General features: G+C 71.6%; 11 protein-coding genes. 10 read left to right on the forward strand and 1 reads right to left on the reverse strand.

Annotated elements, in window-relative coordinates:
• From VKG64_19565 to VKG64_19585, 5 genes are all read left to right on the forward strand, one after another.
• Positions 1-891: branched-chain amino acid ABC transporter permease (locus VKG64_19565; protein ID HKB27238.1), on the forward strand; the 891-nt coding region annotated here is incomplete at its 5' end.
• Positions 888-2,051, forward strand: a complete 1,164-nt coding sequence (locus VKG64_19570) for an ABC transporter substrate-binding protein (GenBank protein HKB27239.1) — start codon at positions 888-890, stop codon at positions 2,049-2,051. The genes VKG64_19565 and VKG64_19570, both read left to right, overlap by 4 nt.
• A gap of 2 nt (positions 2,052-2,053) precedes the next feature.
• The gene (locus VKG64_19575; protein HKB27240.1) at positions 2,054-2,815 is read left to right on the forward strand and encodes an ABC transporter ATP-binding protein; all 762 of its coding nucleotides are present in this window, start codon (positions 2,054-2,056) and stop codon (positions 2,813-2,815) included.
• On the forward strand, positions 2,815-3,540 hold the full coding sequence (locus tag VKG64_19580) for an ABC transporter ATP-binding protein (protein HKB27241.1): 726 nt from the start codon (positions 2,815-2,817) through the stop codon (positions 3,538-3,540). Before VKG64_19575 ends, VKG64_19580 begins: the two co-directional genes overlap by 1 nt.
• Positions 3,541-3,603: 63 nt before the next feature.
• Positions 3,604-4,329: a DUF2652 domain-containing protein gene (locus tag VKG64_19585; GenBank protein ID HKB27242.1), complete on the forward strand. Its 726-nt coding sequence runs from the start codon at positions 3,604-3,606 to the stop codon at positions 4,327-4,329.
• Positions 4,330-4,366: 37 nt separating this feature from the next.
• Here the strand turns inward: VKG64_19585 and VKG64_19590 are convergent, their stop codons facing one another.
• Positions 4,367-5,392, reverse strand: a complete 1,026-nt coding sequence (locus VKG64_19590; GenBank protein ID HKB27243.1) for an SMP-30/gluconolactonase/LRE family protein — start codon at positions 5,390-5,392, stop codon at positions 4,367-4,369.
• Positions 5,393-5,537: 145 nt separating this feature from the next.
• Between VKG64_19590 and VKG64_19595 the strand changes: the two genes are divergently transcribed.
• From VKG64_19595 to VKG64_19615, 5 genes are read left to right on the forward strand one after another with little or no spacing between them, the layout of a single operon-like run.
• Entirely contained in the window at positions 5,538-6,824 is a 1,287-nt protein-coding gene (locus VKG64_19595) for a phenylacetate--CoA ligase (GenBank protein ID HKB27244.1), read from the forward strand.
• On the forward strand, positions 6,821-7,996 hold the full coding sequence (locus VKG64_19600; protein HKB27245.1) for a CoA transferase: 1,176 nt from the start codon (positions 6,821-6,823) through the stop codon (positions 7,994-7,996). The genes VKG64_19595 and VKG64_19600 overlap by 4 nt, the downstream gene beginning before the upstream one ends.
• Positions 7,997-8,035: 39 nt before the next feature.
• Positions 8,036-8,440 carry a nucleotidyltransferase domain-containing protein gene (locus VKG64_19605; protein ID HKB27246.1) on the forward strand — a complete coding sequence of 135 codons (405 nt, stop codon included), beginning with the start codon at positions 8,036-8,038 and terminating at the stop codon, positions 8,438-8,440.
• Positions 8,433-8,873, forward strand: coding sequence for a DUF86 domain-containing protein (locus VKG64_19610; protein ID HKB27247.1), 441 nt, complete (start codon positions 8,433-8,435; stop codon positions 8,871-8,873). Before VKG64_19605 ends, VKG64_19610 begins: the two co-directional genes overlap by 8 nt.
• On the forward strand, positions 8,870-10,018 hold the full coding sequence (locus VKG64_19615; GenBank protein HKB27248.1) for an acyl-CoA dehydrogenase family protein: 1,149 nt from the start codon (positions 8,870-8,872) through the stop codon (positions 10,016-10,018). Before VKG64_19610 ends, VKG64_19615 begins: the two co-directional genes overlap by 4 nt.
• Positions 10,019-10,287 lie beyond the last annotated feature (269 nt).

The raw sequence follows: 10,287 nt of genomic DNA on the forward strand, positions 1-10,287 counted from the left end.
GCGGTCCTCGCCTGGCCGTGGCTCTCGCCGCGCTACTTCGTGTTCCTGGCGAGCCTCGTCGTCGTCAACGCGATCGTCGCGATCGGGCTCAACCTCCTCTCCGGCTACACGAACCAGCTCTCGTTCGGCCACGCCGGCTTCCTCGCCGTCGGCGCGTACACGGCGGCGATCGTGACCACCCGCTGGCCCGGCGTCCCCGTCGTCGCGACGCTCGCCGCCGCCGCGGTCGTCACCGGGCTCGTGGGCCTGGCCCTCGGCGTCCCGTGCCTCAGGCTCGAGGGCCTCTACCTGGCGATGGCGACGCTCGCGTTCGGGTTCGTCGTGGTGGAGGCGATCACGAACCTCGACTGGCTCACGCGCGGCAACGACGGCCTGCGCGTCCCCGCCGGGCGCCTCGGCCCCTGGGAGCTCTCGACCGACACCGCGCGGTACTACCTCGTGGTCGCGGTGGGCGTCCTCATGGCCTGGGGGGCGCTCAACCTCGTGCGGACGCGGACCGGGCGCGCGCTCCTCGCGATCCGCGAGAGCGAGATCGCCGCGCAGGCGAGCGGCGTCTCGGTGGCGCGCTACAAGACGCTCGCGTTCGTGATCTCGGCGGTCTACACGGGCGTGGCGGGCGGGCTCTTCGCCTTCGTCGTCGGCTTCCTCTCGCCCGACGCGTTCGACGTCTTTCTCTCGGTGGACTACGTGGCGATGATCATCGTGGGCGGTCTCGGATCGGTGCCCGGCTCCATCGTGGGCGCGGCGCTCCTCACCGTGCTCAACGACTCCCTCGCGGGGTTCCAGAACTACCGGCCGCTGATCTTCGGCGCGATCCTGATCGTCTCGATGCTGTTCATGCCGGGCGGCGTCGCGAGCGCCTTCCGATTCCTGAAAGGAGAACGGACATGAGGTTCCACTGGGCGCTGCTCCCGGCGCTCGTCGCGTTGCTGTTCGCCTCGGGCCCCGCGGCGGCGGAGCCGGGCGTCACCGACACGGACATCCTCATCGGCGGCTCGAACTCGTTCTCGGGCCCGCTCGCCTTCACGGGCGAGCAGATCACCCGGTACGGCGTCGAGCTCTACTTCAAGGTCGTCAACGACGCGGGCGGCATCCACGGGCGCAAGCTCCGGACCGTCTGGTACGACGATGGGTACCGGCCGCAGGACGCCGTGGCCAATACGAAGAAGCTCGTCGAGCAGGACCAGGTCTTCGCGATCATCATCCCGCAGGGCTCGCCGCCCGTCGTCGCGACGCTCGACTACCTGGAGGAGCAGAAGGTGCCGCTGCTCTTCCCGTACCAGAGCTCGACCGTCACGCGCGCCAAGCCCCGGGTCTTCCAGGGGATGACGCTGAGCGACCGCTCGTCGCGGATGATGATCGACTACCTGGCGGGGCAGCGGAAGTACAAGAAGTTCGCCGCCCTCTATCAGGACGACGAGTACGGCAAGTCGTTCCTGACCGCCTTCGAGAAGGACCTCGGGCGCCACGGGCTCAAGCTCGTCGCGGCCGAGTCGGTGAAACGCGGCGTGACCGACGTGAGCGCGCAGATCGCGAAGCTGCAGGCGGCGGCGCCCCAGGTGACCTTCCTCGTGCTGGTGCCCGGGCCGGCCGCGCAGGCGCTGAAGGAGCGGCAGAAGATCGGCTGGAGCGAGACGCTGATGGTCTCGACCGGCCCGCTCACCGACGAGCGCTACCTGTCGCTCGCGGGCGAGGCCGCCGAGGGCGTCGAGGGTCTGTCGCTCTGGCCCGATCCGCTGATGTCGGAGCTGCCGGGCGTCGTGCGCTACCGCGAGCACATGCAGAAGTACTTCCCGACGAACGCGCCCAATCGCTACTCGCTCGCCGGGTACTTCGCCGGGATGCTGTTCACCGAGGGGGCGAAGCGCGCGGGCCGGAACCTCACGCGCGAGTCGCTCGTCGCCGCGCTCGGGAAGATCAAGGGCTGGGAGAGCGGGATCCTGCCGCGGCTCACGATCGGGCCGGACCACGAGACGCAGAAGCAGGGCTTCTGGGTCCGCGTCGAGAAGGGGCGGTTCAAGCCGCTCACGGACTGGCTCAAGGGCGAGTAGCGGTGCTCAGCGTCGAGGATCTCTCGATCAGCTTCGGCGGGCTCGCCGCGCTCCGCGGCGTGTCCGTCGAGGTGGCCGAGCGGGAGATCTTCGCGCTGATCGGCCCCAACGGGGCTGGGAAGTCCACCGTCTTCAACATCGTCACGGGCCTGGAGCGCCCCATGGCCGGCCGCGTGACGCTCCGGGGCGAGGACCTGCTCGCCCTCGCGCCGCACGCGATCGCCCGGCGCGGCGTCGCGCGCACCTTCCAGAACACCGAGGTCTTCCGGGCGCTCAGCGTCCTGGACAACGTCCTCGTCGGCCGCCACACGCACCTCCGCGGGGGCGCGCTGCGCGGCGCGCTCCGCGCCGCCTCGGTCCGGCGCGAGGAGGCGGCGGCGCGCGAGACCGCGCGCGCGCTGCTCGACCGGCTCGGCCTCACCGACGTGGCGGGCGTCCCGGCCGGGAGCCTCCCGCTCGGCCTGCAGAAGCGGCTCGAGCTCGCGCGGGCGCTCGCCTCGGAGCCCCGGCTCCTCCTGCTCGACGAGCCGGCCGGCGGCCTGAACCCGACCGAGACCCGGACGCTGATGGACCTGATCGTCCGGCTGCGCGACGAGCGTGGCCTCACCGTCCTCGTCGTCGAGCACGACATGGAGCTGGTGATGGGGATCTCGGACCGGATCGCGGTCCTCGACGAGGGACGGAAGATCGCGGAGGGCGAGCCGCGCGCGATCGCGACCGACCCCGCCGTGATCGAGGCGTATCTGGGAGCCGCGGAGGACTGATGGCGGCGACGCTCGAGGTCGAGGACCTCGCGGTCTTCTACGGCAAGCGCCGCGCCGTCGAGGGCGTGTCGCTCACGGTCGGGCGGGGGGAGATCGTGACGCTGCTCGGCGCCAACGGCAGCGGCAAGTCCACGACGCTCCGGGCCGTCTCGGGGCTGGTCCGCGCCGTGCGCGGCCGCATCCTCCTGGACGGGCGCGACATCACGGGTGCGCCGGCCGACGCGATCGTCGCCGCCGGCGTCGCCCACGTGCCCGAGGGGCGCGACGTCTTTCCCGAGTTCACCGTGCTCGAGAACCTCCTCGTCGGCGGCCACACGGTGGCGCGCGGCGAGGTGCCGGCGCGGCTCGAGGACGCCTTCCGTCTCTTCCCCGTGCTCCGCGAGCGGCGCCGTCAGCGCGCCGGCACGCTTTCGGGCGGCGAGCAGCAGATGCTCGCGATCGCGCGCGCGCTGATGACCCGGCCGCGGCTCTTGCTGCTGGACGAGCCGTCGCTCGGGCTTGCGCCGATACTCGCGCGCGAGATCTTCCGCACCATCGAGCGCATCAACGCGAGCGGCGTCGCCGTACTCCTCGTCGAGCAGAACGCGCGGCGCGCGCTCCGGCTCGCGGCGCGCGGCTACGTGCTCGAGACGGGCCGGGTCGCGGTGGCGGGGACGAGCCGCGAGCTCGGCGACGACCCGCGCGTCCGCTCCGCCTACCTGGGCCTCGCGCGCGCGCCGCGCTGACGGGCCCGTTGGGGCGAGGCCCCCGCCTTGTGCTGGCCCGCGGGGTTCTCTAGGATGGTGCCCATGGCCGTGGAACGCGGGCTCCTGCTGATCGCCGACATCGCCGGCTACACGCGCTTCATGGACTTCCACCGCGCCGACCTCGCCCACGCGCAGGACGTGGTCGCGCGGCTCCTCGAGGCCATGATCGACGCGTCGCCGTCGCTCCAGCTCGTCGAGGTCGAGGGCGACGCCGCGTTCCTGTACCGCCCGTCGGCGGACGCGGCGAGCCCCGAGCTCGCGGAGACGGCGCTCCGCCAGTCGGTCTCCATGCACCGCGCGTTCCACACGGTCCAGCAGAAGATCGCCTGCCTCAACGGCTGCCCGTGCCAGGGCTGCAGCCAGGCGGGGAACCTCAGGGTGAAGTTCGTCGCCCACCTCGGCGAGGTCGCGCCCCAACGGGTGAAGCAGCTGACGCGCCTGGCCGGCTTCGACGTCATCGTCGTCCACCGGATGCTGAAGAACTCCGTGCCGGTGCGCGAGTACCTCCTGATGACCGAGCCCCTGTGGGAGCGCGCCGACGCCCGCGTGAGGGCCGGCGCCCAGTCGCTCGAGCAGGAGTTCGAGGGCGTGGGCCGCACGCGGACCTACTATCTCGACCTCACGACGCTCGCGGAGCCGCTCCCGCCCCCGCCGAAGGCCACCTGGCTCGCGCGGCAGGTCGAGACCTTCGGGACCGTCCTCCGGGCCCTCCCGGTCGCGCTGGGCCTGCGGAAGCCGGTCGTCCTGCGCAACCTGACTCCGGCGTAGCGGCGGCGCGGTCGCGGCGCTCCGGGCGTCGGCCCGGCTACGGCAGACCCTGGATCGTGGGAATGCGCGCGGGGATCTTCGACACCGTGTACGTCGTGACTTGCTGCGTCCACTGGGAGTCGAGGGACTGGGCGAGCCCGAAGAGCCTCAGGTCGAGGGCCAGGTTGGTGACGTAGAGGAAGTCGCCGCCGAAGGCGAGGCTCGCCGGGAACAGGAGCCCCTGCGCCGCCCCACCCGAGTCGATGCCCTCGAAGTCGCCGAGCTTTGCGATCGCGCGCCCGGTGGGATCGAGGACGACGATCTCGTCGGACTGATTCGCGCACACCCAGATGTTGTCGTCCTTGTCGATCACGAGGCCGTCGGCGCCGTTGATGCTGTTGACGAAGACGGCCGGCGTGCCCGGGGTGCCACCGGTCACGGGGATCCTGACGACGGTGTCGCTGCCGGTGTTGGCGACGAACAGCGCGGTGCCGCCCTTGTTGAAGGCCAGGCCGTTGGCGCCGAACGGCGGGGTCCCGGTGGTGGTGAGCAGCGAGCTCGTCACCCACGCGGCACCAGCGCCGCCGTGCCGAGGAGTCTTCCAGATGATGCCCTGGAACGAATCCGAGACGTAGACATTCCCCGTGGCGTCGAACGTGAGCGCGTTGAGGCCCGCGCTCCCCGTGACCGTCATGAAGACCGATGAGGCGCCGGTGAACGGGTTGACCCTCAGCACGGTAGCCGCGCCGAAGTCGATCACGAGGAGGTCGCCCGTCTTCGGGTGAAAGGCCAGACCGAGCAGGTGCGACGTCGAGTTCGCGATGCTGACCTGTCGCAGCAAGCTCCCGCTGGGGTCGAAGACGAAGAGCTGGCCGGGGCCTCCCACCGGTCCCGACGCGTTGAAGCCGAACGTCGTGACGTAGACGTTCCCGTCGGAGTCGACGGTCAACCCTTCCGGCCCGGTGGAACCCTCGGGAAGGCGCGCGAACGTCGTCGCCGGACTCCGCGTCCACGCATCCGTCGGCATCGGCGCAGCGGCGAGCAGCACGAGCACGAGTGACGTCAGGCTCAGCAGTCGATTCATGGCGCGTGACCTCCAAGCGGGGGAGATGCCCCTCGTCGATCGTTCCGGGTGCCGCGGCGGGACGGAGCATGAGAGGCGCACGGCTGTTTGTCAAGCCGGTGACCACGTTGCCGCGGCCCGTCCCCCACGCTACACTCGCGTCGTCATGGCGGCGCGCGCGATGTGGCAGCCCGAGCTCGAGGCGCTCGAGCGCGAGCCGATGGAGCGCCTGGTCCTCGAGCGGATGCGGAAGACGCTCGGGCGCGCCCTCGCCAATCCCGCGTACGCCCGCCGCCTCGGCGGCGTCCGGCCGGAGGACGTGAAGACGCCGGCGGACTGGTGGCGGCTCCCGTTCCTCACGAAGGCCGAGCTGCGCGACGCCTATCCGTTCGGCCTCGCGTGCGGGACCGACCGCGGCTACCGCCGGCTCCACATGTCGAGCGGGACGACCGGCAACCCGATCGTCAACCCCTACACGGCGGCGGACATCGAGCAGTGGGGCGAGGTCATGGCGCGCTGCTACGTCGCCGCCGGGGTCGGCGCGCGGGACGTCGTCCAGATCACGCCGTCGTTCGGCCTCTTCACGGGCGGCTTCGGCTTCCACTACGGCGCCGAGCGGCTCGGTGCCATGGTCATCCCGACGGGTGCCGGACGCACGTCGCTCCAGCTCCGGCTCATGCGCGACCTCCGCGCGACCGTCCTCGCCGCGATCGCGACCTACCCGCTGCGCCTGCTCGAGGTGGCGCGCGAGGAGCGGTTCGACCTCGGGTCGCTCTCACTCCGCGTCGGGATCTTCGGCTCGGAGATGTGGTCGGATGAGCTCCGCGCGCGGATCGAGCGCGAGCTCTCGATCCGCGCCTTCGACATCATCGGGATGACCGAGACCGGCGGGCCCGGCATGGGGATCGACTGCGCCGCGCGCGCGGGCATCCACGTCTGGGAGGACCATTTCCACGTCGAGATCGTCGACCCGCGGACGGGCGCGGCGCTGGCCGACGGGACGGAGGGCGAGCTCGTCGTCTCGACGCTCACCCGCGAGGGCCTGCCGCTCGTGCGCTACCGCACCCACGACCTCACGCGCGTGCTCACGCGCGCGCGGTGCGACTGCGGGCGGACGGCGGTCCGCGTGGACCGGCTGCGCGGGCGGACCGACGACATGGTGATCTTCAAGGGCGTGAACTTCTACCCGCGCCAGGTCGAGGACGTCGTCCTCCGCCAGCCGGGGGCGAGCCACGAGTACCAGATCGTCCTCGAGGGCGAAGGGGGCGGCGAGCGCATGACGGTCCTCCTCGAGGTCGAGCCCGGCTCCGACCCCGGCGTCGCGGCGCGCATTCGGCGTGAGCTCCACGACCTCCTCGCGCTCTCGCCCGAGGTGCGCCTCCTGAAGCTCGGCGAGCTCGAGCGGCCTCAAGGCAAGGCGATCCGGGTCGTCGATCGCCGCGCGCTCAGGTGACGCGGCCGCTCAACGGCCTCACGGTCCTCTCGCTCGAGCAGGCGACGGTCCTGCCGTTCCTGACCTACCGGCTCGCCTGCGACGGCGCGCGCGTGATCCGCGTCGAGAACGCCGAGCGCCCGGACCCGAACCGCGCCGTCGGCGCCGACGTGCTCGGCGAGCCCGACATGCGGAGCTACTTCCTGCCGAACAACTTCGGCAAGGAGGCGATCACGCTGAACCTCGCGGAGGCCGAGGGGCGCGCGATCCTCCGCGAGCTGATCGCGGCGCTCCGCGTGGACGTCTTCGCGACGAACCAGCGGCCGCGGAGCTACCGGCGCCTCGGCATCGACTTCGACACGCTCCGCGCGGCGAGGCCCGACCTGGTCTGGCTCGGCGTCACCGGCTTCGGCCCGGGCCACGACGAGGCCGCCTACGACCCGATCCTCCAGGCGCGGGCCGGCTTCATGGAGCTCACCGGCGAGCCCGACGGCCCGCCGACCGCGTTCGGCCTGCCGATGGTGGACCTGGGCGCGGCCGAGCACGGCTACGGCGAGGTGATGAAGGCGCTCTACCGCCGCGCCGTCACGGGCGAGGGCGCGCGGATCGACCTCTCGATGCTGCGGAGCGCGGTCTCGTGGATGGCGAGCCCGATCCTCCTGGCGGCGAGCCTCGGCGAGCGGATCACGCGCAAGGGGAACACCCACCAGTTCTTCGCGCCGGTCTCGGTCTTCGCGACGCGCGACGGCCACGTCTACGTCGCCGTCGGCAACGATCTCCAGTGGGCGGCGCTCGTGAAGCTTCCGCCGTTCGCCACGCTCGCCGCGCCGTCGTACGACACCAACGCGGGGCGGATCGCCGAGGCGCCGCGGCTCCACGCGGCGCTCGGCGAGGTCTTCGCCGGGCTCACGACAGCGGAGGCGCTGGCCCTGCTCCAGGGCGTGGGCGTCCCGATCGCGCGCGTCGCCACGCTGGCCGACGTCGTGGCCGATCCGCTGGTCGCCCCGCGGCTCCAGCGCGTGACCGACCCGCGCACCGGCCTCACCGTGGTGCTGCCCGCGCCGCCCGTCGGCGACCCCCCGCCGCTCGCGTTTCCGCCGCGGCTCGGCGAGCACAACGAGCGGATCTACGGCGCGGCGCTCGGCTACACGCCCGAGCGGCTCGCCGACCTGCGGCGCCGCCGCGTCATCTGAGCGGCGAGCCGCGCCAATCGGCGCTAGAATCGTGGAGTCATGGCCGACGCATTGGCCCGCTCCCGGATCGCCGCCGAGCTGAAACGGCGGCTGGAAGACCGGCCGGAGATCGTCTTCGCGTATCTTCACGGGTCATTCACGTCGCCGGGGCCCTACCGCGACGTGGACGTGGCCGTGTGGGTGGATCCCGCGCGCGAGCCCGATCACGGCACCCGCTACGCGCTGGACCTCGCCCTGTGGCTCGAGCGCGGGCTCGGGCCGCGCGTGGACGTGCAGGCGCTGAACGACGCGCCGCTGGCCTTCCGGTATCATGCGCTGGCGGGTCGGCTCCTCTTCACGCGGGACGGCGAGTTTCTCGACGAGCTGCGCGCGCGTACCTGGGACGAGTACTTCGACTTCGAGCCGTTCGCGCGGCAGTACCTGCGGGACGCCCTCGGTGAGTGAGGTCAACCTCGATCGCCTACGCGAGTTGGCCGGTCACCTGTTGGGCGCCGTCCGCGAGCTGCGGGAGCTCGGCCGGGCACCGCGCGAGGTGTTCCTCGCCGATTCACGCACGGTCAACAGCGCCAAGTATCTCCTGATCGTCGCCACCGAGGCGGCGCTCGACATCTGCAATCACCTCGCCGCGCGGCGGGGCGGGCGGAGCCCCCGGGACTACGCGGACTGCATCGCCGTGCTCCAGGAGATCGGCGCCGTCGATTCGGCGCTCGGCGCGCGGCTGGCGCGGATGGCGCGCTTCCGCAATCTCCTCGTCCATCTGTACTGGAGGGTGGAGGACGCCGAGATCTATCGCGTGATCCAGGAGGACCTCGGCGACCTCGACGCGTATCTGCAGAGCCTCGGACGCTTTCTCAAGGCGGAGCTGGGAAGATCATGAACGACCTCTTCTATCTCACCGACGACCAGCGCGCGATCCGCGACCTCGCCAGGAAAATTGCCCGCGAGAGGATCCTCCCGTACGCCGCGCGCTACGACGAGGCCGAGGCGTACCCCGAGGAGGCGATGCGCGCGATCGCCGACTCCGGGCTCTACGGGATCTGGGTCCCGGAAGAGTACGGCGGCGGCGCCATGGGGTGCCTGGCCCTCTCGCTGGTCCAGGAGGAGATCGCCTACGCCTGCGCCGCGACGGCCACGAACTACGGCGCGACGCCGCTCGGCGGCCTGCCGATCGTGATCGCGGGCACCGAGGAGCAGAGGAAGAAGTACCTGCCGCGTCTCGCGACGGGCGAGATCACCGCCGCGTACTCGCTCTCCGAGCCCGGCGCCGGCTCGGACGCGGCGGGCCTGCGGACCCGCGCCGAGCGTCGCGGGGACCGCTACGTCCTGAACGGCTCCAAGCAGTGGTGCTCGAACGGCGACCACGCCGGCGTCCTCACGGTCTTCGCGACGGTGGACCCCGCGAAGCGCGCGAAGGGCGTCACGGCGTTCCTGATCGAGCCCGGGATGCCCGGCTTCTCCGTCGGCAAGAAGGAGCGGAAGCTGGGGATCCGCGCCTCGCCCACGGTGGCGCTGCACTTCACCGACTGCGAGGTGCCCGTCGCGCAGCGGCTCGGCGCGGAGGGCGCGGGGTTCGAGATCGCGATGAAGACGCTCGACGTCACGCGCCCGGCGACCGGCGCGATGGCGGTCGGCGTCGCCCAGGCGGCGCTCGACGCCGCCGTCGGCTACGCGAAGGAGCGGCAGCAGTTCGGCCAGCCGATCGCCGCCTTCCAGGGGATCCAGTTCATGCTGGCCGACATGGCCATGCAGGTCCACGCCGCGCGGCTCATGGTCCACCACGCGGCGCGCCAGGTGGACGCCGGGATCACGGGGAACACCTACGAGGCGTCGATGGCCAAGTGCTGGGCCGGCGACGCGGCGATGAAGGTCGCGACCGACGCCGTCCAGGTCTTCGGCGGCTACGGCTACACGCGCGAGTTCCCCGTCGAGCGCTTCTTCCGCGACGCGAAGATCATGCAGATCTACGAGGGCACGAACCAGATCCAGCGCGTCGTGATCGCGCGCGAGCTGCTCGGCTCCTGACCCTGAGAGATGTACGGGGATCCCGGCTAATAGCACGGCCAACAAGGCGTTCGCCACGCGACGGGCCGCTGATCGATCGGCGATATGCTGTCCGGGCGCGCTGCGTCACCGGTGTTATTAAGTTCTGTCTAAGGAAGGTCTGAACAAGACACCGTGACGGCACGGAACAGGAGGCACGCGGGTTCGGTCACTCGACACACTACGCCTACGCCTCTTGCAGCCGGAGCAAGCGCCTGCGCACCATGAAGAGATTCGCCAGGGCGCAGGCG

The sequence above is a fragment of the Candidatus Methylomirabilota bacterium genome (assembly GCA_035260325.1).
GTDB lineage: Bacteria > Methylomirabilota > Methylomirabilia > Rokubacteriales > CSP1-6 > AR19.